The organism is Bacillus atrophaeus, assembly GCF_001584335.1.
In the GTDB taxonomy this organism is placed as follows: domain Bacteria; phylum Bacillota; class Bacilli; order Bacillales; family Bacillaceae; genus Bacillus; species Bacillus atrophaeus.
Genome location: NZ_LSBB01000001.1, coordinates 491,488 through 518,037, shown reverse-complemented (window position 1 = coordinate 518,037; position 26,550 = coordinate 491,488). Strand labels below are relative to the sequence as shown.

25 protein-coding genes are annotated in these 26,550 nt (G+C 43.2%); 16 read left to right on the top strand and 9 right to left on the bottom strand.

The genetic code is table 11. The annotated features are described in order from the left end of the window. Positions 1–238 precede the first annotated feature (238 nt). The 3 genes from AXI57_RS02580 to AXI57_RS02570 are packed head-to-tail and all read left to right on the top strand — an operon-like array spanning position 239 to position 3,922. The gene (locus AXI57_RS02580; RefSeq protein WP_061669159.1) at positions 239–1,690 is read left to right on the top strand and encodes a spore germination protein GerBA; all 1,452 of its coding nucleotides are present in this window, start codon (positions 239–241) and stop codon (positions 1,688–1,690) included. A gap of 5 nt (positions 1,691–1,695) precedes the next feature. After that, positions 1,696–2,814, top strand: a complete 1,119-nt coding sequence (locus tag AXI57_RS02575) for a spore germination protein GerBB (protein ID WP_061669158.1) — start codon at positions 1,696–1,698, stop codon at positions 2,812–2,814. Next, positions 2,798–3,922 (top strand): Ger(x)C family spore germination protein, encoded by a 1,125-nt coding sequence (locus AXI57_RS02570; RefSeq protein ID WP_061669157.1) that lies wholly within the window; start codon positions 2,798–2,800, stop codon positions 3,920–3,922. The genes AXI57_RS02575 and AXI57_RS02570 overlap by 17 nt, the downstream gene beginning before the upstream one ends. Positions 3,923–3,932: 10 nt before the next feature. On the opposite strand, the gene AXI57_RS02565 is transcribed toward AXI57_RS02570, so the two are convergent. Beyond that, complete coding sequence (locus AXI57_RS02565; protein ID WP_061669156.1) at positions 3,933–5,336, bottom strand: bifunctional glycosyltransferase family 2 protein/class I SAM-dependent methyltransferase; 1,404 nt, start codon at positions 5,334–5,336, stop codon at positions 3,933–3,935. Positions 5,337–5,471: 135 nt separating this feature from the next. Further along, entirely contained in the window at positions 5,472–6,848 is a 1,377-nt protein-coding gene (locus AXI57_RS02560; RefSeq protein WP_061669155.1) for a sugar porter family MFS transporter, read from the bottom strand. A gap of 330 nt (positions 6,849–7,178) precedes the next feature. Between AXI57_RS02560 and AXI57_RS02555 the strand changes: the two genes are divergently transcribed. Together AXI57_RS02555 and AXI57_RS02550 are read left to right on the top strand one after the other, a co-directional pair. Continuing rightward, the gene (locus tag AXI57_RS02555) at positions 7,179–8,147 is read left to right on the top strand and encodes an LCP family protein (RefSeq protein WP_003326675.1); all 969 of its coding nucleotides are present in this window, start codon (positions 7,179–7,181) and stop codon (positions 8,145–8,147) included. 194 nt (positions 8,148–8,341) lie between these two features. After that, complete coding sequence (locus AXI57_RS02550; protein ID WP_061669154.1) at positions 8,342–9,199, top strand: Cof-type HAD-IIB family hydrolase; 858 nt, start codon at positions 8,342–8,344, stop codon at positions 9,197–9,199. Positions 9,200–9,249: 50 nt separating this feature from the next. Here AXI57_RS02550 and AXI57_RS02545 read toward each other — a convergent pair whose 3' ends face one another. From AXI57_RS02545 to pgsB, 5 genes are all read right to left on the bottom strand, one after another. Continuing rightward, positions 9,250–10,485, bottom strand: a complete 1,236-nt coding sequence (locus tag AXI57_RS02545) for a C40 family peptidase (RefSeq protein WP_061669153.1) — start codon at positions 10,483–10,485, stop codon at positions 9,250–9,252. Between the two features lie 179 nt (positions 10,486–10,664). After that, complete coding sequence (gene edmS / locus AXI57_RS21675) at positions 10,665–10,829, bottom strand: extrachromosomal elements maintenance protein EdmS (RefSeq protein ID WP_003326672.1); 165 nt, start codon at positions 10,827–10,829, stop codon at positions 10,665–10,667. Positions 10,830–10,835: 6 nt separating this feature from the next. Beyond that, positions 10,836–11,984 (bottom strand): capsular polyglutamate synthetase PgsA, encoded by a 1,149-nt coding sequence (pgsA, locus tag AXI57_RS02540; protein ID WP_003326671.1) that lies wholly within the window; start codon positions 11,982–11,984, stop codon positions 10,836–10,838. An 18-nt stretch (positions 11,985–12,002) separates the two neighbouring features. Continuing rightward, positions 12,003–12,452 (bottom strand): poly-gamma-glutamate biosynthesis protein PgsC, encoded by a 450-nt coding sequence (pgsC, locus tag AXI57_RS02535; protein ID WP_010790118.1) that lies wholly within the window; start codon positions 12,450–12,452, stop codon positions 12,003–12,005. Between the two features lie 14 nt (positions 12,453–12,466). Continuing rightward, positions 12,467–13,648: a poly-gamma-glutamate synthase PgsB gene (gene pgsB, locus AXI57_RS02530; RefSeq protein ID WP_003326669.1), complete on the bottom strand. Its 1,182-nt coding sequence runs from the start codon at positions 13,646–13,648 to the stop codon at positions 12,467–12,469. A 753-nt stretch (positions 13,649–14,401) separates the two neighbouring features. Between pgsB and AXI57_RS02525 the strand changes: the two genes are divergently transcribed. From AXI57_RS02525 to AXI57_RS02475, 11 genes are all read left to right on the top strand, one after another. Further along, entirely contained in the window at positions 14,402–15,883 is a 1,482-nt protein-coding gene (locus AXI57_RS02525; RefSeq protein ID WP_061669152.1) for a spore germination protein, read from the top strand. Next, a complete protein-coding gene (locus AXI57_RS02520) occupies positions 15,873–16,964 on the top strand; it encodes a GerAB/ArcD/ProY family transporter (protein WP_061669151.1) in 1,092 nt (363 codons plus the stop codon). The genes AXI57_RS02525 and AXI57_RS02520 overlap by 11 nt, the downstream gene beginning before the upstream one ends. Further along, on the top strand, positions 16,954–18,087 hold the full coding sequence (locus tag AXI57_RS02515) for a Ger(x)C family spore germination protein (protein ID WP_061669150.1): 1,134 nt from the start codon (positions 16,954–16,956) through the stop codon (positions 18,085–18,087). Before AXI57_RS02520 ends, AXI57_RS02515 begins: the two co-directional genes overlap by 11 nt. A gap of 109 nt (positions 18,088–18,196) precedes the next feature. Further along, on the top strand, positions 18,197–19,177 hold the full coding sequence (locus tag AXI57_RS02510) for a LacI family DNA-binding transcriptional regulator (RefSeq protein ID WP_061669149.1): 981 nt from the start codon (positions 18,197–18,199) through the stop codon (positions 19,175–19,177). 3 nt (positions 19,178–19,180) lie between these two features. After that, positions 19,181–20,062 carry a ribokinase gene (gene rbsK, locus AXI57_RS02505; RefSeq protein WP_061669148.1) on the top strand — a complete coding sequence of 294 codons (882 nt, stop codon included), beginning with the start codon at positions 19,181–19,183 and terminating at the stop codon, positions 20,060–20,062. Continuing rightward, positions 20,059–20,454 carry a D-ribose pyranase gene (rbsD, locus tag AXI57_RS02500; protein WP_061669147.1) on the top strand — a complete coding sequence of 132 codons (396 nt, stop codon included), beginning with the start codon at positions 20,059–20,061 and terminating at the stop codon, positions 20,452–20,454. The genes rbsK and rbsD overlap by 4 nt, the downstream gene beginning before the upstream one ends. Before the next feature lie 16 nt (positions 20,455–20,470). Further along, positions 20,471–21,952: a sugar ABC transporter ATP-binding protein gene (locus AXI57_RS02495; RefSeq protein ID WP_061669146.1), complete on the top strand. Its 1,482-nt coding sequence runs from the start codon at positions 20,471–20,473 to the stop codon at positions 21,950–21,952. A 1-nt stretch (position 21,953) separates the two neighbouring features. Continuing rightward, positions 21,954–22,919, top strand: a complete 966-nt coding sequence (rbsC, locus tag AXI57_RS02490) for a ribose ABC transporter permease RbsC (protein WP_010790126.1) — start codon at positions 21,954–21,956, stop codon at positions 22,917–22,919. An 11-nt stretch (positions 22,920–22,930) separates the two neighbouring features. Further along, on the top strand, positions 22,931–23,848 hold the full coding sequence (gene rbsB, locus AXI57_RS02485) for a ribose ABC transporter substrate-binding protein RbsB (RefSeq protein ID WP_061570844.1): 918 nt from the start codon (positions 22,931–22,933) through the stop codon (positions 23,846–23,848). Positions 23,849–23,963: 115 nt separating this feature from the next. Then, the gene (locus tag AXI57_RS02480) at positions 23,964–24,500 is read left to right on the top strand and encodes an SH3 domain-containing protein (RefSeq protein WP_061669145.1); all 537 of its coding nucleotides are present in this window, start codon (positions 23,964–23,966) and stop codon (positions 24,498–24,500) included. Between the two features lie 261 nt (positions 24,501–24,761). Next, the gene (locus AXI57_RS02475; protein ID WP_061669144.1) at positions 24,762–25,058 is read left to right on the top strand and encodes a DUF3892 domain-containing protein; all 297 of its coding nucleotides are present in this window, start codon (positions 24,762–24,764) and stop codon (positions 25,056–25,058) included. A gap of 39 nt (positions 25,059–25,097) precedes the next feature. Here AXI57_RS02475 and AXI57_RS02470 read toward each other — a convergent pair whose 3' ends face one another. Further along, the gene (locus tag AXI57_RS02470) at positions 25,098–25,625 is read right to left on the bottom strand and encodes an NAD(P)H-dependent oxidoreductase (protein ID WP_003326655.1); all 528 of its coding nucleotides are present in this window, start codon (positions 25,623–25,625) and stop codon (positions 25,098–25,100) included. A gap of 95 nt (positions 25,626–25,720) precedes the next feature. Next, positions 25,721–26,488, bottom strand: a complete 768-nt coding sequence (gene budA / locus AXI57_RS02465) for an acetolactate decarboxylase (protein WP_061669143.1) — start codon at positions 26,486–26,488, stop codon at positions 25,721–25,723. Between the last annotated feature and the right edge of the window lie 62 nt (positions 26,489–26,550).

The following is a 26,550-nucleotide window of genomic DNA, read 5'->3' as shown; positions in this document are numbered from 1 at the left end:
CCGGCAAACGCCAGAAATGGCTGATCTGCTTATGTATGGCTTTATATGTATAGCTTCCCACTTCCATTATGAAGGGAATCATAAATTAGTCAATGCTCATCCGCTGCTGCGGCGTCTCAATACAGCAAGCGCTTTCATTTAAAACCTTCTTACTCAGCCATTTCCACTATAAGAATAATTCTCCTGTTTTGATGCAAATTAATATGACTGTCCGCATCTTTGTAAAGGAGATGAACACATGACCATAAACTCTGATCTTACACAAAATATAGAAGCTTTGAAAAAGAAAATCGGCCAAAATGACGACATCATTTTTTATACGTTTTCTTTTGGAGATACAGGACGGAAAGCATGTTTAATTTATATTGACGGCCTGACAAAAAATGAACTGCTTGCAGAGCATATTATTTCCCCTTTGCAAACTGAGGCTAAAAAACAAAAGGATGTATTTGTTGACGATTTATCGTCCTTCTTTTTCGGCTTTAATCACATCACCATCTCTTCATTGAAAGATGTACAGAACAATATTTTTTCAGGAAAATCGGTCTTATTGGCTGACGATTACAGCGAAGGACTCGCCTTTGATACGAAAACCTTTAAAATACGCGATATTGAAGAGCCGAAGTCAGAAGTGCTTGAGCGCGGACCAAAAATCGGCTTTATCGAGAAATTAAGGACAAATACAGCGCTTTTGAGGGAACGCGCGAATGATCCGAACCTTGTGATAAAGGAACTGACACTTGGAGACAGAGTAAAGAAGAAAGTGGCGGTTGCCTACATCCGTGATATCGCTCCCGATTATGTTGTAAAAGAGGTCTTTAAAAGGCTGAATTCCGTACATATTGATGACTTGCCGGAATCGGGAGTATTGGAACAGCTTATTGAGGATAGTTCCATTTCCATCTTTCCCACCATTTTAAGTACAGAACGGCCCGATCGGGTTGTCGGAGGGCTGCTTGAAGGAAGGGTTTCCATTTTATTGGACGGCACACCATTTGCGTTGATCGTACCCGTTACAGTAGATGAATTTATTCATTCTCCTGAGGATTATTATGAGAGATGGTATCAGTCTTCATTGCTCAGATTGCTGCGGTATTCTTGCATCCTGCTCACCATTTATTTGCCCGGCTTGTATATATCGCTTGTCTCTTTCCATACGGGGCTTTTGCCGACGAGAATGGCGATTGCAATTGCCGGCAGCAGATTAAACGTTCCTTTCCCGCCTTTTGTAGAAGCTTTTATTATGACCTTCACGATCGAGCTGATCAGAGAAGCCGGGCTGAGACTCCCAAAACCGATCGGACAGACAATCGGACTGATCGGAGGAGTCGTAATCGGGCAGGCGGCTGTTCAGGCGAATATTGTAAGCGCGCTGATGGTAATCGTTGTTTCTATAACGGCACTGGCCTCGTTTACCGTTCCGTCATATGCCTATAACTTTCCGTTACGGATTATTCGGATCATTTCTATGGTAAGCGCTGCGGTACTCGGCATGTACGGGGTCATCATGTGCTTTCTGCTGGTCCTCGGCCAATTAATGCGTCTGAAAAGCTTTGGCCAGGACTACCTTATTCCTATTATGGCGCAGCCCGGGCAAGATTTGAAGGATACTTTCATTCGGCTTCCAACCAGATTTATGAAAAAAAGACCGACCAGAAAAGGGCCGAAAGATAAACTCAGACAAAGGTGATGGCCATGAAGCAACAGGAAGACAAGCTTACATTTATGCAGACATTCATTATGGTGAGCGGAACGATGATCGGCGCCGGGGCCTTAACGCTTCCCCGTTCAGCTGCACAATCCGATAGTCCAAGCGGCTGGATCATGATTCTTATTCAAAGTATTATTTTTATCATTATTGGTTTGCTTTTCTTACCCTTTCTGCAAAAGAACAGCGGAAAAACCCTTTACGAACTGAATCGTGATATCACAGGCAACATTGTCGGGTCATTACTGAATCTGTTTATGAGTCTTTATTTTATTGCCATGGTCTGCTTTCAGGCCCGCCTGCTGGGTGAGGTCGTGAATTTCTTTATTTTGAAAAATACACCGATGGAAATTATCGTATTTATTTTTCTCGCAGTCGGCATTTATCATGTGACAGGCGGCGTCTATCCGGTCTCTAAGCTATATGCCTATATTTTTCCGGTCACGATTATCATTTTTCTGATGCTCCTGATGTTCAGCTTTCGGTTATTTCACCTTAATTTTCTTCGTCCCGTTTTAGAAGGCGGATATCAAAGCTATTTTTCCTTATTTCCGAAGACGCTTATATATTTCTCAGGCTTTGAAGTCATCTTTTATTTAGTGCCTTTTATGAAGGACCCTAAACAGGCTAAAAAAGCGTTGGTACTCGGGATTGCGACTTCTGCTGTATTCTACAGCATCACACTATTCGTGGTGATCGGCTGTATGACGGTTGCCGAAGCGAAGACCTTGACGTGGCCGACGATTTCTTTAATACACGCCTTGGAGATTCAGGGTATTTTTATTGAACGGTTTGATCTCTTTTTACTGATCACTTGGACATGCCAGCAGTTCACCTGCATGCTCGGTTCTTTTCAGGGCGCGCATTTAGGTTTAAATACTCTGTTCCGTCTAAAAAATAAAAACAATGCATGGCTTATAGCTGGTTTGCTCCTCTTCACTTTCGGAGTGGCAATGTATCCTGACGATCTGAATGCTGTCATTTATTTTGGCGGGAAGTTAGGTTATGTATTTTTAATCATTCTTCTGATTCCTTTTATGGTTTGGTTTGTGAGTTGGATAAAGAAAAAATGGGGGGGCAGCAGCCGCAATGAAACTTCTCTTTAAGCTGACGGTTATTTGTCTTGTGTTACAAGTGCTCAGCGGATGCTGGGACGTAAAGGAGATTGAAAAATTGTCATTTGCCAGAGGGCTGGCGATTGATGAGACAAGTGATCATCAGTACAAACTGACGTATCAAAACCTTCTTCCGCAAAGTGAGGACAGCCAAACGGCCGGGAAGCCCAAATTCGTAAATGTAACAGCACGGGGGAACACTATGCTTGAAGCGGTCAGTGAGATAGCTTTACAAGATCCTCCCGTTTATAGTGACCATTTAAAGGTCTTGATCTTTGGCGAAAAATTAATGACCAATCAAAATATAAACAATTTCATTAACCATTTTATTCGTGATGATGAGTTAAGACGAAGCAGCTATATATTTATAGCAAAAGGAAAAGCGGCAGATATCCTGACTGAAAGCACCCCCACCCAGCAGCAGGTGATGCCGGCTGAAAAGCTGATTGATATCACAAACCATGGCGGCTATAATGGCAAAATCATGATGCCGCTTCGCATCGGAAGAGCTTCGATCTACTGTCAAAACGGCTATAGCTTTCTCATTCAGGCTGTAACAAATAAAGGAAAAAAGGCCGTTTATGACGGAGCCGGGATCCTAAAAAGCGGAGAGAATAAATTAATCGGATTTATTTCTCCCTACGAAACGCAAACCCTCAATTGGCTGATCGGAACGATTCAAGGCGGTGTACTGCCTGCTGAGGAAAAGGGGTATCCGATTACCTTTGAAATCAAGCGCTCAAAGTCAAAAATAAAACCTGCCGTTAAAAACGGGAAACTTTCATTTCACGTTTCAGTCTTTACAAAAGGCCTGATGACAGAGAATCAAAATCCTAAAGAAAATTCATTTAACGAGAGATATTTGAAGGAAGTTGAACGGATTTTTGAAAAAAAGCTTGAAGCCGATATGAAAAATGCCATGTATAAACTCCAGCATACGTATCGAACTGACCCCGTCTTTTTTTCTGATTACGTCCGGATTAACTTTCCGGATTACTGGAATAAGGTGAAGAATGATTGGGATGAAGTGTTTGCTGAAGCCGATTTTCATTATGATATTTCTCTTAAAATCGTGAATTTCGGAACAGCGGGAAAATAAAGTGCCGATCCTATTGGGCCTTTTTTTCGGCGAGAATCAATATTTGATAAATGCTGCATTGGTCTGCTAACTGTGTAACGGGGAAACTGAGCGCTCTGGCCAGCCTGGCAATTTCATTAAAAAACAGCTGAACCTTTACATCGACATCAACTATATTATAGGTTTGTGCTTTTATTTCAAACTGCTCCGCCTGGAAAAGAGTGTGCACGGTTTGCGGTGTAAAAAAGCGCAAATGAGTGCGGTCTAATATACCGGCATCTCTATAAGTCCAGTCACCGAGCAAAAGAGGAAACAGGGCCTCCGCATGCGATATATTCGGGATACTGCACACCATGCAGCCGGAAGGAGCTAAATATTTGGCATACGTTTGAATAACGGTCCACGGGTCCTTTAAATGCTCCAATATATCGGCGAAAATAATCACATCAAAAAAGCCTTCCGGATACGGCATTTCAGCCTGTTCAACATCTTCTTCGATTACGGCTTTATAATGGCTCCTTGCCGCTTTTGCAGCAAGCGGATGAAGCTCCACTCCGTATAACTCGCAGGACTGCCTGTTCATCAGCTCTAATCCGGTCGCTCCTGCACCGCAGCCGATATCAAGAATCCGGTTCGCTTCTGGGGGAACAAGCTGCACAATTTCTGGACGGGGATGGGTAAAATAAGTGAAGTCTGTTCCCCATTTATCTATGAAGCGCTGCCTATTGGCCGTATAAAGGTGATTGATATTGATTTCTCGATTAGCCGTAAATGTCGCATGCCCATGGTGATGAACAAATGAATCAAGGGCGATTTCCAGACGGTACCCGGCTTGGATGGCGCGCAGGCAAAGATCATCATCCTCAAATGACCCGTACGCAAAGCGTTCATCAAATCCGCCGATCTCGTCAATAACAGCCCGTTTGATAAGCATGCAGAAGCCCACGAGACGCAGCACCCGTTTCGTTTTGTGTTTTTCTTTTTCACAATGGGCTTTCGCAAAAGGCTCCATTTCCTCTAACGTTTGATACGTATTCGGGATCATCTGGGCGCCGCTGACATAATTGCTGACAGGCCCGACCATTCCGGTTTGATCCGATTGATCAAGCACACGCAGCATCGCGCTAAGCCAGTTTTGCGTCACCATGGTGTCATTATTGAGAAAAAGCAAGTTGTCACCCTTTGCGGCTTCAATCCCTTGATTACAGCCTTTCGCAAAACCGAGATTTTCACCATTCAAGATGGTGCGGACGGATGAAAGGCCCGCCAAATATTCCCGCGTCCCGTCAGTTGATCCATTATCTACTATTATTAATTCAATGTCCTCTTCTTGTGTATGCTTCTCGATGCTGGCCAGACATTTCTTCGTCAAAACCAGCTCGTTATATGTAAGAATAATAATACTTGTTTTCACTTGCGCCCCCGCCTTTTTCATTACTTCTTATCTAACGTATGAGGCGGTTTCGATTTTTATTCAGAACACGCAGCAGACTATAATCAAACGTTTGTTTAACATCCTACTAATAGCCAATCTAAAAAAGGACTGCCATCAATGACAGTCCTTCTCTCTTTACGTATTCACTGTTTGTTGATTTCCTGCCGCTTTGTCACGGCCATTTCTGTTGCTTAAATCCTGTTCAATTTCTTCAAGGCTTTTTCCTTTTGTCTCTGTTACTTTAAAACGGACAAATAGGAAGGATATGATTCCGATGGCTGCGTAGATCAGGAACAGATAGCTGATTCCGATTGCTTCCATGAGAATCGGATAGGTTAACGAAACAATCAATGTACCGACATGAAGCATCAGTGTAGAAACGCCTGTACCGATTCCTCGGACATGGAGAGGGAATAATTCAGGAAGCATCACCCATACAACAGGCCCCCAGCTGACGGCAAAAACGACGATGAATAAACCTAAGCATATAACCGTTGTCCACGATGCGGCCGCGGTATTATCAAAGAAAAGATTGACCATCGCCAGAACGATCAAGCTGATGACCATTCCTGCGTTGCCGATTAATAACAGCGGCTTTCTCCCTACTTTGTCAATAATTTTGATGGCTATGAGTGTCATAATCACATTCACTGTTCCGATTCCGACAGTTCCCAGAATGGAAGCAGAATTTCCAAAGCCGACATTGGTAAAGGTTTTCGGCGCATAGTAAATGATGGTGTTCGTTCCGATAAACTGCTGAAGAAATGCCAGGCCGAGTCCGGCGATAAGTGCAGGGCGCACCCATGGATCAAGCAGTTCCTTCAAACCGCCTTCCTCCTGTTTTTCCGTTTCCTTAATATCTTGTATTTCTTGATCAATCCCTTTTCCGCCCCGCAGCTTCTCAAGAATCTTTCTCGCCTTATCTTCCTCGCCGTTCGTAAACAGCCAGCGCGGGCTTTCCGGCATAAACATGATTCCTACAAGCAAGAGCAGCGACGGCACAGTCGCCAAGCCGAGCATCCAGCGCCAAGCTTCGGCATCGGCAAAGATGTAATTGACGATATATGAAAGCAAAATACCAACAGTAATCATCAGCTGGTTAAGCGAAGACAGCGCCCCGCGTGTTTCTTTCGGTGCAAGTTCAGACAGATAGAGCGGCACAATTGTTGTAGATCCGCCTACTGCGAGCCCAATCACAATTCTAAAAAGCACCATGACTTCTGTATTAGGAGCGAGCGCAACTCCGAGTCCGCCTATAAAAAACAGAAGCGCGGCTGTCATGATCGCTTTCCGCCTCCCGAATCGATCCGTCAGTTTTCCTGCAAACCCTGATCCCAGCATGGCCCCGACAAGCAATGAGCTGACGACCAGCCCTTCTGTGAATGCGGTAAGGCCTAAATCATTTTTCATAAAAAGTATGGCTCCTGAAATCACTCCGGTATCATATCCATATAAAGCGCCGCCCAGAGCGCCAAAAAAATAAAGCCATATATTAGAACGGTTTTTCTTCATAAATCCTGACTCCTCTCCTCATAACTAGAACGATCGTACCAGCATGGAGTTCTTGTAGAAATCTTTTATCCTATTTTTACGGTCCTTAAACCTTGGAATCAACCGCCGCTCTCTAACATCCATATATTTACCAATTAATTTTTTAGGAGATAACGAAACATTTCCTTCTTCCTGTCGTCCAATATAGTGTGATCCGGCTGACAATTAACTACAAACATCCGCACTTTATATATAAATTTAGGAAACTTTATCGAATATTGTCTTTTTGAAATTGTACTAACACAACTTTCATGGTACGCTTCAAACAGTAAAGAAATGAGAGGTATTGATATGGAAGAACGATCCCAACGCAAGAAAAAAAAGAAACGCCTGAGAAAATGGGTTAAATTTTTAATCGTTACAATTGCTTTTTTACTCGTTATTGTCGGTTCTGCCGGCACGTATGCATATGTAAAACTCAATAACGCTTCTAAACAGGCACATGTCAGTTTGAGCCGCGGTGAACAATCTGTTAAGCGAATTAAGGAATTTGATCCCGGAAAAGACTCTTTTTCTGTATTGCTGCTAGGTATAGATGCCAGAGCGGGCAAAGGTGAAACTGTTGATCAAGCCAGAAGTGATGCAAATGTGCTGATTACCTTTAACCGCAAGGATAAAACCGCCAAAATGCTGAGCATACCGAGGGATGCTTATGTCAATATCCCTGGTCACGGCTATGATAAGTTTACACACGCTCATGCTCTCGGCGGTGTCGACTTGTCAGTTAAGACCGTTGAGGAATTGCTTGATATTCCGGTTGATTATGTCGTTGAGAGCAACTTCACAGCCTTTGAAGACGTGGTCGATGAATTAAACGGCGTAAAAGTAACAGTGGACAGTGACAGAGTCATTCAGCAAATTCAAAAAGATACAAAAGGAAAAGTTACATTGCAAAAAGGAACACACACACTGGACGGCGAGGAAGCGTTAGCTTATGTCAGAACACGTAAAGCAGACAGCGACCTATACCGAGGACAGAGACAAATGGAAGTGCTGAAAGCCATTATTGAAAAATCTAAATCATTAAGCTCAATTCCGGCTTATGATGATATCGTGGATACGATGGGAGAAAATCTCAAAATGAATTTATCTCTTAAGGATGCGATTGGCTTGTTCCCTTTCATTACTTCTTTGAATTCGGTTGATTCTATTCAGCTGACAGGATCCGATTATGAGCCTGCGGGAGTCTATTACTTCCAGCTCAATCAAGAAAAGCTGGAAGAAGTGAAAGAGGAATTAAAAAAAGATTTGGACGCTTAATGGAAAGCCTGACGGGGTGGTTATTTATAAACCATCCCGTTTTTTCTATTAAATACTTAATTACCCGTTGAAAAATTCGAAATTAAGGTTTAGCCTTTTACTGTCGGCTTACTTTCCATTAGTTTATGTTTCATACGAAAGCTGAACATACTACACGAAGCGGCATTTTATTCACAAGGAGGTTTTTCATACATATGAAATTAATCGCAATTGATTTAGACGGAACATTACTTACGACGGAAAGCAAAATTTCTGCAGAAAACAGAGCGGCGATTAAAAGAGCAGTTGATGCGGGGATTCTCGTGACCATTTGCACAGGGAGAGCCACTTTTGATGTCAAGGCGCTCCTGGAAGACTTGGATATTCCCATTATTGCAGCTAACGGCGGCACCGTCCATGATACAGGCTACCGTTTAATCAGCAAGACATTAATGGATCAGCAAGCTGGAAAAGACATTGCTGACTACCTTCTCTCTCAAAATATATACTTCGAGGTTTATACGGATCATCATCTGCTTTCTCCTTTTGACGGCCAATCCAAGCTTCAGGCTGAGCTCGATATTTTGAAGAGCGCAAATCCGGATGAAGATATTCATACACTGTGGCAAGGCGCCATGACTCAATTTAAGCAGTTTGGCATTAAACCTGTGCATGATATTCAAACTGTATTTGATGGAAACGAAAATGTTTACAAGCTGCTTTGTTTCTCTTTTGACATGGAAAAGCTGAAGAAAGCAAAAGAAGAACTGACGCATCATCAAAAGCTCTCCCAAACTTCATCGGGAAAACATATCATCGAGATTCTGCCCGCCTCATCCGGCAAAGGCCGTGCACTGACTGAGTTAGCCGACAGATACGGCATCGAAAAACAAGACATATATGCCATCGGCGACAGTCCGAATGACTTGTCGATGTTTGAGGTCGCCGGCCATGGAATCGCCATGGAGAACGCGATTGAAGAGCTAAAGGAAAAAAGCACATTCGTGACAAAGAGCAATGACGAAAACGGCGTGGCCTACTTTATAGATCAGCTGCTTGCCAATCAATATTAATAAGAAAAGCCTCCGGAGAAAGCTGCGGAGGCTTTTCTGTATCGCACAGGCTACTGAATTCGGACACTGCCCGCGTACTTGTCTTTCCAATAGATGCTCGTATTCATATTGGTGAGCGTCACACCGGTTGATAGCGTGACATGCACGACTTGGCCGTTTCCGACATAGATAGCCGGGTTCAGGCTGCTTGATTTAAAAAAGACGAGATCACCGGGCTGAAGTTCGGATTTATCAATCTTCGTTCCGGCTTTGTATTGGTTTTCCGCGTAACGGGGCAGCGTAATACCGGCCGCCTCTTGATAGACATATTGGATAAAGCCCGCTGTATCAAAGCCCGTTTTTGGCGATGTGCCGCCGTCTTTATAAGGAACTTCACCAAGATAAAGCGTTGCTTCGGATACGATCGGATTTTCTTTCGGAATCTTCAAATGTTCGAACCGCCGTACTCCTGAAAAACGTTTTTTCCAATAATCTTCTGATAAGTAAGAGATCGTTACTTTTTCAGAGCGGCTTGCTTGGATGAATCTTCCGCCTCCTGCATAGATGCCTGCATGAGATATGCCTTTTTTATAGGTGTTGCTAAAATAGATTACATCGCCCGGCTTTATATTTTTCAGCGCAACCTTCTCTCCTGCCGTCCATTGCTGTTCTGCCGATCTCGGCAAATATACGTCGAGCGCTTCTTTGTAGACATATTGCACAAGCCCGGAGCAGTCAAACCCCTCACTCGGTGTGCTTCCGCCAAAGACGTATGGCGTTTCTAAATACTTTGCCGCCTGTTTGACGACCGGAGTATCGGCGATTTTGGGATCTGATGAGATTCGTTTTGCGCCGATGTACGACGTGCTCCAATATATGCTTTTTTTATAATTCTCGTATGAAACGCCTTTTGTCTGTGAGCTGTGAATCATTTGATCGTTTCCGACATAAAGCCCTGCATGGGTCGGATTACTTTCTCCTGCTTTTTTAAAAAACAAAATGTCCCCCGGCTTAAGGTCGTCCTGCTTCACAGCACTTCCCACTTTCCATTGGTCATTTACAGACCTCGGCAAGTGAATGCCGTTCTGAGCGAAAATATACATAATCAGGCCGGACGGGTCAAAGCCTTCCTTCGGCTTTTCGCCTCCGTATTTATATTTATATCCTACCAGTTCCTTAGCCCGGCTGATCGCTGCGTCTTTTTTCGTGTCAGCTTCCGCAATCTCCGCCCTTGTCATAATAGGTGTCAAAAGTCCAATCATCATAGCAACAAGCAAATACTTCCTCCAGCTTGCAAAGATGTTCACTTCACATTTCTCCTCCTCTTTTTGCAGTGTTTACATCGGTATTTTTTTGGAGATGTTAAGTTACTTTTTGACGTTTTTTTGAAGGTTTTGAAATCTAGCAGAAGTTAAAAGTAGATTATAGAGGATTTGGTGATACGAATCAAAAAAGAGAATGCCCATTTAGGGCATTCTCTTTTTTATTACTTATTTGTTTGCGCAGTCTCTTCTTGCTGAATTTTATGGATTTCGGTGTCGATTTTTTCTTTTTCCTGATCTGTCAGCTGATCGTTGTATTTAAAGGCTGACATAAACATAAATACCATGATAATAGCGGCAAATGGCCAGCTTGCTTTAATCCATTTCATTTTTTATCACTCCGTTTTAGATTTTAATTTGTCAGTATGGTCGATATCAAACGTCAATTTTCCGTCTTCGACATCCCAGACGAAATTCGAGTCTTTTGTTAGTTCCCGAATAATCGTTTTTTCTTTCAAACCGCCTTTTTTGACCGGCGCTGGTGTTGCTTCATGGATATTGATCGGGGTGACTTCAAAATGCCCCGTACCATTTTTCTTCAAATGATACTGGACTAACGCGCTGTCCCTCGTTCTTGTCCATCCTTGGTCAAACACGAAGTTTCCGAGGCTGTAGAAAATAACGGTTCCGTTATATACTTCAATCGGCTCAAGTACGTGAGGATGATGGCCGATAATGATGTCAGCACCCGCGTCGGACATCGCTCTTCCGAGTTCGCGCTGTCTGTCATTTGGATCGTTGTCATATTCTTGTCCCCAGTGTGCCTGAACCACAACGATATCCGCATTTTTCTTTGCTTTTGATATCATCGGAATAAAGATCTCTGGGTCAGCCGGCAAAACGCCCGGCGTATTTTTTCTGGCTGTGAAATTTTTACCGTACACATCTGTAAAACCTAATGTCGCAATTTTAACGCCGTTTACTTCCTGATAAGAAATTCTGTTTTCAGCTTCCTTCAAGTTCGAACCGGCTCCGACTAAGTCCAGGTTTTGTTTTGAGAATTCTTCTAATGTATCCTTCATCCCCTGCACGCCGTAATCCATCGCGTGATTGTTTGCGCCCGTCAGCACGGTGAAGTTCATATCCTTCAGGACCTTCACTGAATCCTTGTTGGCTTGGAGATGAATATTTTTATCGGCTTCTGTATAATTCTTTTTATAGGTCACCGGATTCTCAAAGTTTCCGGCTACATAGTCGGATGCTTTAAAGATCGGCTCAACATACTGAAATAAACTTTTTGTTCCTTTTTGTTCGGTTACTTTTTCAACATACCGGCCCATCATAATGTCGCCGACAAAGGAGGCTGACACCAGGTCATCGGAATACGTTTTGACTGAAGGCGTTTGTGCTTTTCCCGCCCACATAAAGACGAACATAAGGCAAAAGACAATCGGAAGTGCGATAAATACGTGCTTATTTGTTTTCTTTTTTTGCTGTTTTGTCATCTTTAGCAGCTTTTCTTGAAAGCTTAATTGTTTTTTCATCGTTTGACACACCTTACGTTAAATTAAGTAGTAAACAAACATGATAGCAAAGGTCGCTCCGCTCAGTAGCAGCGTGCTTCCGAACGTGATGGTTAATCCTTGTTTCTGAATCGTGTTGGCAATCAAACCGGGAACGATAATTCCAATTCCGCGGAATTCGGCGATTTCAAATGGCACAATCGGGTATAGAAAATCAAAAGCAATTTTTAAGACGATACCTGTAATAAGCATGGCTGCGAATTTTCTGCGTCCGTATAAAATCATGAATCTGGACAAGCCATATTTGACGATGACATAAGTGAGAAGACTGACCAGCAAAACAAGTAAAATAAAGATCGGCTGGTTAAAAACAAGACCTAAATAACCCGGTACAACAAGACCTGCCGGCACAATGCCTGTTTTTTCCGCAAAAATCAAACTGAGTAAAACTCCCAATATAAGTGAAATGTATAAATCTGATCCGAACATGTTTACGTTTCCTCCTAGCTAACGAGCTGCTTAACCTTGTATTCTTGGATTTTTTCGATTAGCGGTTCTGCTGAACCATGAATGTTACCGACACCATATATGACACGGTTGTGCATTTTTTTCTTTAAGACTTCCATAATCTCTTCTGTCGACTTGTATTCAAGATCGTGCAGCTTATCTGCAGGAATCTTTCCTTCTTCAAAGGCTTTTACGATAGGTTCTGTCGTTTCTCCGATCAGAATCAGTTCACTTGCTTCAATATAAGGAAGAACATCATTTGCAAATTGCTGTGTTCGATCTACACGGTCCGCCCGGCAGTTCATGATGACGATCGGTTCATCGGTCGGATACCCGATTTCTTTCACACGTTTCCATATATTCAATGTAGAAGAAGCGTCGTTTGCAGCAAAGCCATTTACAAAATGACCAGGTTCACTCGGACTGATTAATGGAAGAATTCTCATTGCTCCCGGATCAGGCGGCGCATTCAGCATGCCTCTGAAAGCTGTATCTTCATCAATGCCAAGCGCTTGGGCAACACCGAGAGCGAGTGAAGCATTATCAGGAAATACCATATATTCAAACTTACGCAAATACTCGTCCGTAATTTTAGAATTATCAGCTATAATGACTTCTGTGTTTCGTTCTTTTGCTTTTTGTTTAAAGAAATCTGTATATTCACTATCTGTAATAATCAAATGGCCATTATAAGGAATCGTTGCGGTAAATGCTTCCGCGATCTCATCGAGTGTCGGTCCCATGACGTCCATATGATCCTCCAGGACATTTACGATGACTCCGATATTCGCTTGCAGCAGTTCTTCCTGAAAGATGATTTGGTAGTCAGGATTTACAGCCATGCACTCACTGACAATTGCGTTGGCCCCTCTGTCCACCGTTTCTTTCATTACTTCTTTTTGTTCCCCGATATTCGGTCCTTGCGGTTTCCGTTTAATCGGTTTTTCTTCCGGTGTATCCCAATAAATCATTCTTGCGTCCGTACCTGTTGTTTTTCCTACAGTTTTGTAACCGGCTTCCATTAAAATTCCGGTTGTCAGCCTTGTGACTGTGGATTTGCCGCGAATGCCGTTAATGTTGACTCGCACAGGCAGGGCATCAATATTTTTCTGATGTCGCCTTTTTTCTAATATTCCGATGACTACTATGACAGCACAGGCTAAAATGAGTAACCACATTGCTTATCGACATCTCCTTCTATATTTGTTGTAAATTCATTCATCAGTATATAGAATCACTATGAATTCTCAATCGGCATTATGTAACATAATCTTCCCCCAGCCTCTGAGCCAAACCTCTCTTTTGAAGGAGATATAATACCCAATTTACATTTGATATTTTTGGTAAATAACAGGACTTAGATCTTACTAGATTTTCCTTTCTTAATTACGAATGCGCTTACATTTACAACTTCATTTTTTTCTGGACTTTTATGCCTAGTGAAGAGGATTGGAATAAAGATGTACTTTGAATCTATCTTTTTCATCCCTTTCATATCAACTTTTCAAGGGTATGGCGCAGGTTTGGCCTTCCTTTGACCTTGAAACGTTATTTACCTATTTTTTAAGGATAAGGTCATATAGTCATCCTTTGCGCAAGGAATAGCAGGTAGCAGTCCTATTCCAAAATGACTATGCCGCTCAGCGACGAATATAGGTTGAAGAGAGGTCCGTGTTTACTAACAAAAATAAACATTTTCTATGCAAAAAGTCTTTTTGATTTCTATTCATTTGCAGGTCTATTCACATGCTTTTGAAACAATTTTAATAAAACTTAATTTTTGTTCATGAAATCTTCATCCATAAATGTGAATGGTTTGTCAAATTTTGTGTTTTTTTCGCAAATGAAGTCACATTTACTCGATTTTATACATGAATAAAACCTGCATAGCTGTTAAAAACTACACTACGAGATCGGAAGGATGTGATAGGATGCCCGCCGGCAAGAATTCATCTGATGAGAAACTCCTTTTGAAAGGCGATTTTGATTCTGCCGTTCAGACTTTAAAAGAGGAATTGATCCTGTGCGAAGATTTAAGGATTCGCATGATTGACATGAAGGATACGAAAGCCGTTTTTTTCTATCTGCAAAACGTGATTGATGAAAAAAAGCTCAACGAATTTATTATTGATTTTTATCAGCAGGACGAGTCCTCTGAATTGTATATGAAGGCCATCAGCAGCTCAGAAAAGAATAAACTTTGCGATATCATTGATGCGATTTTATCGGGGAGCGTTGTGTATTTCAGCGAACTGTCCGAACAAGCAAAACTCTTTACAGCGGGCCAAAATCCGCTTCGCTCTATCACCGAACCCGAATCGGAAAGCATCGTGCGCGGGGCTCATGACGGTTTTGTAGAGAGCTTGGATACGAATATTCAGCAGATTCGTTATCATGTTCAAGATCATAATCTGGCTATTCACTATGTAAATATCGGAGAAAAAGCCAGGTCACGGGTAGCACTGCTGTACATAGAGGATATCGCTGATCCGGAAATCGTAAAAGAAATGAAACGTCGTCTTTCATATTTAAAGATAGATAGCTTATTGACTCCCGGAATCATTGAAGAAGCGATTGAGGACAATTCCTTTTCTCTTTTCCCTCAAGTCATCAATACTGAACGGCCTGACAAAGTAAAAGCGAATATTATGGAAGGCTGCGTGATTCTGATGATGGATGGAAGCCCGTCGGCCATTATAGCCCCGATCACCTTTTTTTCCTTTTTTCAATCTCCTGATGATTACAGCACACGGTGGGTTTCCGCCAGTGTGATGAGAATCCTGCGATTTTTGGCATTTTCGATCGCCATCACATTGCCGGCTTTTTATATATCTCTGATTGCTTTTCATTTTGAGGTTATTCCTAACGATTTGATTGTCACGATGAAAAACTCAATCGTCAATATTCCGTTTCCTCCTTTGGTTGAAGCAATGATTATGGAAATTACAATTGAACTCATTCGTGAAGCAGGGGTGCGCCTTCCTAAACCGATCAGCCAGACAATCGGCATTGTCGGCGGACTGGTCATTGGCGACGCTGTCGTTCAGGCAGGGTTAATCTCTAATATGATGATTATTGTCGTAGCCGTGACAGCTGTGTCTTCTTTTGTGCTTCCTTCCTATGAAATGAGCACCACAATTCGCACGATACGTTTTCCGCTCATGTTTTTAGCCGCCTCCTTTGGTTTTATCGGAATCGGCTTTGGGTTTGGATTGATTTTGATGAATTTATGTAAGCTTGAATCTCTCGGGATTCCTTATTTATCACCGCTTTCACCGTTTCATTTTTCCGATTTAAAAGATGCCTTTATCAGGCTCCCGTCTTGGCTTTATAAGAAGCGGCCAGTTTATCTCAAACCAAAAGCTGCAACCCGCCTTAAAAACATAAGAGGATGGAAAAAAGATGAAAAATAAAAACATCAGCCAGCTGCAAGCCGTCTTTTTTATTATTCAAACCCAAATCAGTATAGGGCTTCTCGCTTTGCCTCATATGCTGATGAAGAGAGCGGGAAGCGACGGATGGATCTCCATTCTATTATCCGGTGTTTTAATCCAAGTTACGATCAGCCTGTATATGATTTTATTTTTCCGATTTCCCAAGCTGACCTTTTATGAAATGCTGGAAAAAATGTTTGGAAAATATGTCGGAAAAGCGCTTCAGCTGATATATATATGTTATTTCATGCTCAACTGTGTTCTTATTTTATCTGTTTTTTCAAGGATTTTAGATATTTGGGTGCTGCCGCTGACGCCAAATTGGGTGATCAGTCTGATGATTGTGTTTGGATCCGTTTATATTGCAAAAGAACCGATACAAGCCATTGCCAGATTCAGCTTTGTTTTGACACCGATTATGGTAGGTTTGTCTTTGCCTTTAATTTACACTCTTGGCGATGCAGATATTTCTTATATCCTTCCGATTTTTCAAGGTGATGTAAGGGATATATTCTGGGCTTCGCAGGATATGTTTGTCAGTATGAATGGCTTTGAATCCATGCTGATTATAGCGCCGCTTGTGAAGGGTACCGTCAGACAGCGCTATAAGATCATGACGATTGCCAATTTGTTTACGACTTTCTACTATCTATATATCACTGTGACTTGTTTTGTCATTTTCAGCCCTGAGGAAATCAATATCATTCCTGAACCTGTTTTGTATTTATTAAAAACCGTCTCATTCCGGGTAATCGAGCGGACGGACCTCATCTTTCTGACATTTTGGTTTGTCACTGTATTTGCCACACTAGCAAATGTCTTCTATCTTGCAAGTACCGGGGCAGCTAAATTATTCGGGAAACAAGATCATAAATGGTTTGTTTATATCCTCTCTGCCATCGTTTTTATGTTGTCTATCTCGGCAACGCGTACTGATCAAAGTGTGCATGTTGTCGATCAAGTCAGCCGTATCGCGGACTTTATTTTTGTCTATCTCTTCCCGGTTATTGTGGCACTCATTGCTTTTATGATGAAAAAGGGGGGACGGCATGCGCTCTAAACATGTACTAGTCATGATCATGTGTTTATGTATGGGTGTAACCGGCTGTTGGGACCAGAACTTATTAAAAGACATAGCACTTGTTCTGACAGCCAGTCTTGACACTGATGAAAACGGAAATAACACGATGGGCATTACCTATCGAAAAGTACAGAGTTCACAGGCGGAACAGGAAACAGGCGGGACATTCATCACCACTGTGCTCAGTGCTACAGGACATACAACACGTGAGGCCCGTTTTAAATTAGATAAGCTTGTGGATCAGCGGATCGATACCTCGAAACAGCGGATATTGCTCATCGGAGAAAAAATGGCGGAAAAGCAGATGTTTCCTTATCTTGATACGTACTACAGAGATGCGAAAAGCCCTTTGCTCGCACAACCCGCTGTCGTAAAGGACGGGAAAGCAATTGAAGTGCTGCAGCTAATTGTTGACCAAAAACTGATTGTAAGCAAATTTTTGAGCAACCTTTTAAACAGCGCGAGTGAGGAATCAAACATTCAGCTTGAAAATCTGCAAACCATCCGTTCAAAAATGCTGCATACGGGTGAGGATTTTACTCTTCCTTATCTTTCTGTTCATAATGGAAAAACGATTAAAGTGGAAGGTACCGCTTTGTTCAGCAACCAGAAAAAAGTGACAGAAATACGCGGACAGGATTCGACGCTCCTGACTCTTTTGGCAGGCCATTTTAACAAATCAGCCGGCATCAACCTGAAACTCTGGGATCATTACAAACCCGATATCAAAAACTACATTTCCTTAGGAATTACAGATGCTTCGCGCTCGATTTCCTTTATAGATGCAAATCCCGATCATCTAAAAGTAAAGCTGTCATTAAAGCTGGACGCAAGAGTTGTCGAATATCCGAAGGACATGCTGGATTCCAACAAGGCTATTACAAGAATTAATCGGCAGGCTTCAAACCATTTAGAAAAAGATGCTGCCTCTATTATTAAAAAGACTCAGTCTTACAAATCCGATGTCTTAGGAATAGGAAGAAAATATAAATCAAAGCATCTCGAAGAATACAGGCGATTCAATTGGAGAGACTTGTATACCTCTATCGAAATCATTCCGGATATCGACGTTCGCATTTCTCAAATTGGCATAGTGAATTGAAAGGGAGATTCGTTCTCCTTTTTTGGTTTGCACATTTCTGTTGCCAACCTTCATTGTTCGTGATAATCTATTTTATGTAAACGGTTACACACTGTAAGGAGGAGCTTTTGTGGCTACGATTAAGGATGTCGCCGGAGCCGCGGGTGTTTCTGTCGCGACAGTCTCCCGCGTGTTGAATGACAACGGTTATGTACATGAAGAAACAAGAACACGGGTGACGGCGGCAATGGAAAAGCTGAATTATTATCCGAATGAAGTCGCCAGATCCCTCTATAAAAGAGAATCGCGACTGATCGGACTATTGCTTCCGGATATTACAAACCCCTTTTTTCCTCAGCTTGCCCGGGGTGTTGAGGATGAATTACAGCGTGAAGACTATCGGCTTATCTTCGGAAACAGTGATGAACATCTTGAAAAAGAGCTTGAATACCTTCAAACCTTTAAGCAAAATCAAGTCGCAGGAATGATTGCTGCCACAAACTATCCCGATCTTGCGGAATACAGCGGCATGGAACAGCCTGTGGTTTTTTTGGACCGGACACCTGAAGGCGCTCCTTCTGTATACAGCGACGGACGGACCGGGGGAAAAATCGCTGCCGAGGAAATGCTGCGCGGGAACAGTAAGTGCATCACGCTCTTCAAAGGGCCTGCCCACCTGCCGACCGCGCAAGAACGCTTTAGCGGCGCGCTCGATGTTTTACGTCACGCTGATGTGAACTTTCAGATCATCACGACAGCATCATTTTCTTTTAAGGATGCCCAAACATCGGCAAAAGAACTGTTTGCTGCTTATCCAAATACTGACGGCGTAATTGCCAGCAATGACATTGTGGCTGCGGCTGTTCTGCATGAAGCATTGCAGCAAGAAAAACGGGTGCCTGAGGATATCCAGATTATCGGTTATGATGATATACCGCAAAGCGAACTCCTTTTCCCGCCGCTTTCCACGATTAGACAGCCGGCGTATGACATGGGAAAAGAAGCGGCCAAGCTCCTTCTGAACATTATAAAAAAACAGCCTTTAAAAGAGACGGCAATCCAGATGCCTGTTACCTTTATCAAAAGAAAAACGACTAGAAAGGGAGATTGACAAATGAGCAATATTTGCGTAATCGGCAGCTGTTCGATGGACTTAGTCGTCACATCGGATAAACGCCCGAAAGCAGGAGAAACCGTGCTTGGCACCTCATTCCAAACAGTGCCCGGCGGCAAGGGAGCGAATCAGGCTGTCGCGGCTTCAAGACTCGGCGCCCGCGTCACAATGGTCGGTAAGGTCGGAGACGATCACTACGGTAAAGCAATCATTGATAATCTGAAAGCAAACGGTGTCAGCACCGAATATATGGAACCGGTTACACATAAAGACAGCGGAACAGCTCACATTGTGCTTGCAGAAGGCGATAACAGCATTGTAGTTGTGAAAGGCGCCAATGATGAGATCACACCTGAGTATGCCAAACAGGCACTTGAACAAATTGAAAAAATCGACATCGTGCTCATTCAGCAGGAAATTCCTGAATTAACGGTAGATGAGGTTTGCAGCTATTGCCGCTCACACGATATTCCGATCATGCTGAATCCGGCTCCTGCCCGTCCGCTTAAACAGGAAACGATCGATTATGCTTCATTTCTTACGCCAAATGAACATGAAGCGGCCATTTTGTTTCCCGGCATGACAGCCTCTGAAGCACTGACACAATATCCGGCTAAGCTGTTTATTACAGAAGGCAAACAAGGCGTCCGCTACTCAGACGGCAGCAAAGAACGGCTCATCCCTTCCTTCCCTGTTGAAGCGGTTGACACAACGGGCGCGGGAGATACCTTCAACGCTGCATTTGCAGTCGCTCTTGCGGAAGGTAAAGAAATTGACGACGCTCTGCGATTCGCCAATCGCGCTGCATCCATTTCCGTCTGTAAATTCGGCGCTCAGGGCGGGATGCCGGCAAGGGAAGAAGTCGAGGAGCTGCTGTCATGAAAAAACACGGCATTTTAAACAGCCATCTCGCCAAGATTTTGGCGGACCTTGGCCACACAGACAAAATCGTCATCGCGGATGCAGGATTGCCTGTGCCTGACAGCGTCCTGAAAATTGATCTGTCCCTAAAGCCCGGTGTTCCCGGCTTTAAGGACGTCACCGAACTGCTGGCAGAGGAAATGGTCGTCGAAAAAGTCACGGCAGCTTCTGAAATCAAAACAGCCAATCCGCAGATTGCGAATTTTATAGAAAACCAGTTTAAAAAACAGCCGGTTGAATATCTGTCTCACGAAGAATTCAAACAGCTGACCAAGGAAGCAAAAGCCATCATACGAACAGGCGAAGTCACGCCATACGCCAACTGCATCCTGCAGGCAGGTGTGATTTTCTAGAAAGAGGGGATAAAGAATGCAGATCGACATGAATGACATCCATAAGGCATTCGGTAAAAACCAAGTGCTCTCAGGCGTTTCTTTTAACCTAAAGCCAGGCGAGGTTCACGCGTTGATGGGAGAAAACGGCGCGGGCAAATCGACTCTTATGAACCTCCTGACAGGTCTGCACGGCCTTGATAAAGGGAGCATCAGAATCAATGGCAAGGAAACCTATTTCTCCAATCCAAAAGAAGCGGAACAAAATGGAATCGCATTCATTCACCAAGAGCTGAATATTTGGCCGGAAATGACGGTCTTAGAAAATCTTTTTATCGGAAAAGAGATGACATCAAAACTCGGAATTTTAAACACAAAGAAAATGAAAGCGCTAGCAAAAAAGCAATTTGAAAAGCTTTCCGTCTCATTATCTCTTGATCAAGAAGCCGGGAAATGTTCTGTCGGCCAGCAGCAAATGATCGAAATTGCTAAAGCGCTGATGATAAAGGCTGAAGTCATCATTATGGACGAACCGACCGCAGCCTTGACAGAACGGGAAATCAACAAGCTTTTTGAGGTTATTGCGTCCTTAAAAAAGGACGGAGTGTCTATCGTCTATATTTCGCATCGAATGGAGGAAATTTTTTCGATTTGCGACCGAATCACCATTATGCGGGACGGAAAAACAGTTGATACGACAAACATTTCGGAAACGAGCTTTGATGAAGTCGTCAAAAAAATGGTCGGCCGTGAACTGACCGATCGTTATCCTCAACGAAGACCCGAGCTCGGCGATATCGTATTAGAAGTGAGGGACGCGTCCAAAAAAGGCAGCTTCGAACATGTCAGCTTCCATGTACGTTCCGGCGAGATTGTCGGTGTCTCAGGTTTGATGGGGGCCGGACGGACAGAGATCATGAGAGCGCTGTTCGGCATTGACCGTCTGGACTCCGGGGAAATCTGGCTTGCAGGAAAGAAAACAAACATTAAAAACCCGAATGACGCAGTCAAAAAAGGGCTCGGCTTTATTACTGAGAATCGTAAAGACGAGGGGCTGTTGCTGGATACGTCTATCCGGGAAAACATAGCTCTTCCCAGTCTGACCAGCTTTTCTCCTAAAGGCGTGATCGACCAAAAACGCGAAGCCTCATTTGTCGAGCTGCTGATCAACCGACTGACCATTAAAACCGCTTCACCTGAAACCCATGCGCGCAACCTCTCAGGCGGAAATCAACAAAAAGTCGTAATTGCCAAATGGATCGGCATCGGTCCTAAGGTATTGATTTTGGACGAACCGACTAGAGGTGTTGACGTAGGAGCAAAAAGAGAAATTTATACTTTAATGAACGAACTGACCGATCGGGGAGTCGCGATTATTATGGTTTCATCCGAGCTTCCTGAAATTATCGGAATGAGTGACAGAATCATTGTCGTACATGAAGGAAAAATCAGCGGAGAAGTCGCCTCCCGGGAAGCCACACAGGAACGGATTATGACACTCGCCACAGGAGGGCAGTAAGATGAAAATTGAACATACACAACAACAAAAGCGCATTCATTTTGATACAGTTATTCAAAAGCTCGTCCCTTTTCTCGGTTTATTTATACTCGTTTTGATTGTATCTATTTTAAACCCAAGCTTTCTTGAACCGTTAAATATATTAAATCTGCTGCGTCAGGTTGCCATTAATGCGCTTATCGCGTTCGGCATGACCTTTATCATTTTAACAGGAGGAATTGACCTGTCTGTCGGCGCCATTCTCGCCCTGTCCAGCGCGTTAGTCGCCGGCATGATTGTGTCAGGCATTGATCCAATTCTCGCCGTGATCATTGGCTGTGTCATCGGTGCTGTGCTGGGCATGATCAACGGACTTCTAATTACAAAAGGAAAAATGGCTCCATTTATCGCCACATTGGCAACCATGACTGTATTCCGCGGGCTGACGCTTGTTTATACAGACGGAAACCCGATTACAGGTCTTGGCACAAACTATGCGTTTCAATTGTTCGGGCGCGGTTACTTTCTCGGCATTCCCGTCCCTGCGATTACGATGGTGATTGCCTTTGCCATCCTTTGGATTTTGCTTCATAAAACACCGTTCGGACGACGCACGTATGCAATCGGCGGAAATGAAAAAGCAGCATTGATTTCCGGCATTAAAGTACCGCGGGTCAAAGTAATGATTTATTCACTGGCCGGTCTTTTATCAGCTCTTGCGGGCGCTATTTTGACTTCCCGCTTAAATTCAGCACAGCCGACCGCCGGAGAATCCTACGAATTGGATGCGATTGCCGCGGTGGTTCTCGGCGGAACAAGCCTTTCAGGCGGACGCGGACGCATGATCGGAACATTAATCGGGGTGTTAATCATCGGCACGTTGAATAACGGACTGAACCTGCTCGGCGTATCATCATTTTATCAAATGGTCGTTAAAGGGATCGTCATTTTAATCGCGGTATTATTAGACCGTAAGAAGTCAGCATAGGAGGGTTACACATGAAGAAGGCGTTATTGGTCATCGTATCATTATCATTGGTTTTGCTGTCCGCTTGTTCGCTTGAGCCTCCCCAATGGGCAAAGCCTTCAAACTCGGACAAAAAAAAGGAATTGAAAATCGGTTTATCCGTTTCAACCCTTAATAATCCATTCTTTGTTTCTTTAAAAAAAGGAGTAGAGAAGGAAGCGAAAAAACGGGGCATCAAAGTGATTATCGTTGATGCACAAAATGACTCTTCCAAACAGACAAATGATGTGGAAGATCTCATTCAGCAAGGAGTAGACGCTCTCTTAATTAATCCGACCGACTCATCGGCCATTTCAACAGCCGTAGAATCAGCAAACTCGATTGGAATCCCTGTCGTGACGCTTGACCGTTCTGCAGAAAAAGGCAAAGTGGAGACACTGGTCGCCTCTGATAACATCAAAGGCGGAGAAATGGCCGCCGAATATATCGCTGAACAGCTTGGAGAAAACGCCAAGGTTGCTGAGCTCGAAGGCGTGCCGGGTGCTTCCGCGACAAGGGAACGCGGCTCAGGCTTCCACAATATAGCGGACAAAAAACTGGATGTCGTGACAAAGCAATCGGCAGACTTTGACCGTACCAAAGGACTGACCGTCATGGAAAACCTTCTGCAAGGACATCCTGAAATCAAGGCGGTTTTCGCCCATAATGATGAAATGGCGCTCGGCGCTCTTGAAGCCATCAACAGCTCTGGAAAAGATATTCTCGTCGTCGGCTTTGACGGCAATACGGATGCGATTTCTTCCATTAAAGCCGGAAAGCTTTCGGCAACCGTCGCCCAGCAGCCAGAACTGATCGGAAAGCTGGCAACAGAAGCAGCGAACGATATCCTAAATGGGAAAAAAGTAAAAAAATCAATTTCCGCACCATTAAAATTGGAGACACAGAAATAAGGCTATTTACGGATCAGATGATTATCTGATCCTTTTTTATGTTTAGCAGCCCACAGAAACGTGAAAAGGTATAAAAGAAACTTTTTCATTTCTCTTAGTAAAGGAGAGGGACAAGATGAAGAGAACGGCAAAAACATTGTCAGTATTTACACTCGCAGCCGGAGTGACAGCCGCCTCCGCACTTGGCGCAAGCCCTTTGCAGGCAAAACAGCCAATGAAGGCAGTGAGCATCGACGATCTATACAGCTACCCTATTGATTCATATTTGGTTTCTGCAGAAGCGCTAAATGTCAGAACAAAAGCTTCGGCATCCAGCGCAAAAGCTGACACGCTTCATCTGGGCGACAGCTTAAAAATGATTTCATTTTCAAATGCTGATTGGGCAAAGGTTCATTATAAAAACGGTAAGACAGGATTTGTCTCTACTCATTATATTGTAAAAGAAGCAACGACAGTGAAAACCACAACAAAAACCAATGTTTATGCTTCTGCTGCTGGAAAAAGCACAGCATCACTTCCAGCCAACACCAGTGTCTCCTTTTTAGGCTGGAATAAGACGAAGAATGGCGGATTTGATTATGATTGGGTATTTGTCGATTATGGCGGTAAAACAGGTTATATCAAAACAAAAGACTTAGAAATGTCAAAATAACAGAAAAGGGATTCCGTTTAATAACGCGGAATCCCTTTTATTTTCTCTAATGATGGATCGTATTGTCGCATTTCCAAAATATTTCCCAGGAAATATTGTCGTATGCCGGTTTTTCTGCTGTCGTGACCAAGCTATTATTTTCTTGACCGTACATCATTTGCGCTTTGATTGCTTTTTTATTTCACCTAAGTCAATTTAATTTTAAGAAAATACATGATATGGAGAGGAATTGTTTACGTTAAACAATGGAGGTGTTGTAAGATGGATAAGTTTGAAGCTGCGTATGAGGATTATAAATCCAGGCAAACAAACAATGATCAGACAGCAGATACATCGGGAAAAGAAGAAATTGTCGCAGTACGAAGGAATGACGAGAATAATATTATTGCGGTCAAAACAAACACGGGCAGGGAGCTTGATTACCCCGCCGCCCTGGCAGAAGCGAAAGCAGGGAATCTGGCTCACACGGATGTCTTCCATAAATACGGACGCGACATCTTACGCAGTGAACCGGACGGCACAAAAGAAAATAACCTATCAGAATTACCCGAATTTTAATTTAAAAAGCCCTTGGCACATATGTGCCAGGACTTTGTTTTAAGAGAATGAATTCAGGATATGATCTGTTAATCGTTTTGCGCTGATTGCAATGTCATCGGCATTTGCATATTTTACTCCATAAAAAACATACGGCGGCAGGTACGTCATGCCGATCAAATTGCTAGTCGCTTGAAACGGCTTAAGCAGCTCGCTTAACGAATAATGGTTGCTTCCGCCCGCCTGGTATTTTTCTGCCTCGCTCCCTGTGGAAACGGCCAGCATCAACTCCTTGCCGTGCAGAGCTTTTCCTTCAGAACCATAGGCCCAGCCATATGTCAGCACTAGGTCAAGCCATTTTTTCAAAAGGGGCGGAGAGCTATACCAATATAGCGGGAATTGAAAGACGATCCGGTCATATTGCTCGCACAGCTGCTGCTCTTTCACTACGTCAATCGCTTCATCCGGGTACTCCTTGTAGAGTTCTCGAACAGTGATTTGATCATGTTTTTTCAATTCTTCAACCCACGCCTTATTGACGACAGATGTTTCCATATGAGGGTGAACAGCCAAAACCAATACTTTCATTGAATCCACACCTTTACTGTTTTGACTGTATTTTACCTAAAAACATTTAAATAGCCAAACAAAAAGAAAGCCCTGCGTTTGCGGGCTTTCTTTTTTTATTCAGGATTTCCTTCTGTCGTTTCAATATCTTTCGCAAAATCAGGGTTATCTAAATTTGCATTGAAAAAGTCTGATGTATTCGGAAGTCTCAGATTCATATTCATTTTTTGTGAAATGGTGACTGTGCATTCTTCAATGACATAGTCAAACACGTGACCGCCTGTATTGCGGCCTTCATCTATGAAATGCAGATGGTAGCCTGATACAGCAATTCCATTTGCATAACCCGGCGTCCAAAAGCCGGCAATTGTTCCTCTGATATTATCAAAGTTAAAAACAGGCTGCGTTTTCACCGCTTCAACCATCGGCACATATGGTTTTTCCTGCAATTCCACTGTTCTTGTCTTCACCTTTTTAAATACGCCGTCTAAACGGATCGCGTAAAACAAGTTTTTGCTTGGCAGAAGACTGATGATTTCTTCTTCAAATTCTTCCCGTGTCATTTTAGCATCAATCTTATGAGTGATGTCTGGCTTAAAGAAAGTAAATGAACAAAACGGAGAACGGTCTCCATCTTGGACAGGCGTCGCTTTTCCGTCTGAACGAAGACGGTAAAACTCTCCGTCAAAACCAATCAGCTCTCCGTCAAGCTGATTAAAAGTTCCGATTCCGAAATCACCGTATTTCGGAATATCTGCCATTTCAAAATCGCCGTCGTATACTCCATCCAATAAAGATGTCATGGTTGATACTTGGTATATCTGGCTTGCCGGCTGGCCTTTCCGGCCGCGGCTTAATACTTGCACATCACTTGCATTTTTCATATTCCCTTCACTCCTTTAATTATTGTTCTGTTCATAAGAAAACAGGTTCCTGTTGTGCGCAG

Coding starts and splice junctions, on each gene's coding strand:
- AXI57_RS02475 (WP_061669144.1), top strand. CDS start 24,762: ATGGATAAGTTTGAAGCTGCGTATGAGGATTATAAATCCAGGCAAACA.
- AXI57_RS02565 (WP_061669156.1), bottom strand. CDS start 5,336: ATGAAAAAGGCGGGGGCGCAAGTGAAAACAAGTATTATTATTCTTACA.
- AXI57_RS02470 (WP_003326655.1), bottom strand. CDS start 25,625: ATGAAAGTATTGGTTTTGGCTGTTCACCCTCATATGGAAACATCTGTC.
- pgsA (WP_003326671.1), bottom strand. CDS start 11,984: ATGAAAAAACAATTAAGCTTTCAAGAAAAGCTGCTAAAGATGACAAAA.
- rbsB (WP_061570844.1), top strand. CDS start 22,931: ATGAAGAAGGCGTTATTGGTCATCGTATCATTATCATTGGTTTTGCTG.
- AXI57_RS02580 (WP_061669159.1), top strand. CDS start 239: ATGACCATAAACTCTGATCTTACACAAAATATAGAAGCTTTGAAAAAG.
- AXI57_RS02525 (WP_061669152.1), top strand. CDS start 14,402: ATGCCCGCCGGCAAGAATTCATCTGATGAGAAACTCCTTTTGAAAGGC.
- AXI57_RS02520 (WP_061669151.1), top strand. CDS start 15,873: ATGAAAAATAAAAACATCAGCCAGCTGCAAGCCGTCTTTTTTATTATT.
- AXI57_RS02555 (WP_003326675.1), top strand. CDS start 7,179: ATGGAAGAACGATCCCAACGCAAGAAAAAAAAGAAACGCCTGAGAAAA.
- AXI57_RS02550 (WP_061669154.1), top strand. CDS start 8,342: ATGAAATTAATCGCAATTGATTTAGACGGAACATTACTTACGACGGAA.
- AXI57_RS02570 (WP_061669157.1), top strand. CDS start 2,798: ATGAAACTTCTCTTTAAGCTGACGGTTATTTGTCTTGTGTTACAAGTG.
- AXI57_RS02480 (WP_061669145.1), top strand. CDS start 23,964: ATGAAGAGAACGGCAAAAACATTGTCAGTATTTACACTCGCAGCCGGA.
- AXI57_RS02495 (WP_061669146.1), top strand. CDS start 20,471: ATGCAGATCGACATGAATGACATCCATAAGGCATTCGGTAAAAACCAA.
- rbsC (WP_010790126.1), top strand. CDS start 21,954: ATGAAAATTGAACATACACAACAACAAAAGCGCATTCATTTTGATACA.
- AXI57_RS02575 (WP_061669158.1), top strand. CDS start 1,696: ATGAAGCAACAGGAAGACAAGCTTACATTTATGCAGACATTCATTATG.
- AXI57_RS02515 (WP_061669150.1), top strand. CDS start 16,954: ATGCGCTCTAAACATGTACTAGTCATGATCATGTGTTTATGTATGGGT.
- rbsD (WP_061669147.1), top strand. CDS start 20,059: ATGAAAAAACACGGCATTTTAAACAGCCATCTCGCCAAGATTTTGGCG.
- pgsB (WP_003326669.1), bottom strand. CDS start 13,648: ATGTGGTTACTCATTTTAGCCTGTGCTGTCATAGTAGTCATCGGAATA.
- rbsK (WP_061669148.1), top strand. CDS start 19,181: ATGAGCAATATTTGCGTAATCGGCAGCTGTTCGATGGACTTAGTCGTC.
- budA (WP_061669143.1), bottom strand. CDS start 26,488: ATGAAAAATGCAAGTGATGTGCAAGTATTAAGCCGCGGCCGGAAAGGC.
- edmS (WP_003326672.1), bottom strand. CDS start 10,829: ATGAAATGGATTAAAGCAAGCTGGCCATTTGCCGCTATTATCATGGTA.
- pgsC (WP_010790118.1), bottom strand. CDS start 12,452: ATGTTCGGATCAGATTTATACATTTCACTTATATTGGGAGTTTTACTC.
- AXI57_RS02560 (WP_061669155.1), bottom strand. CDS start 6,848: ATGAAGAAAAACCGTTCTAATATATGGCTTTATTTTTTTGGCGCTCTG.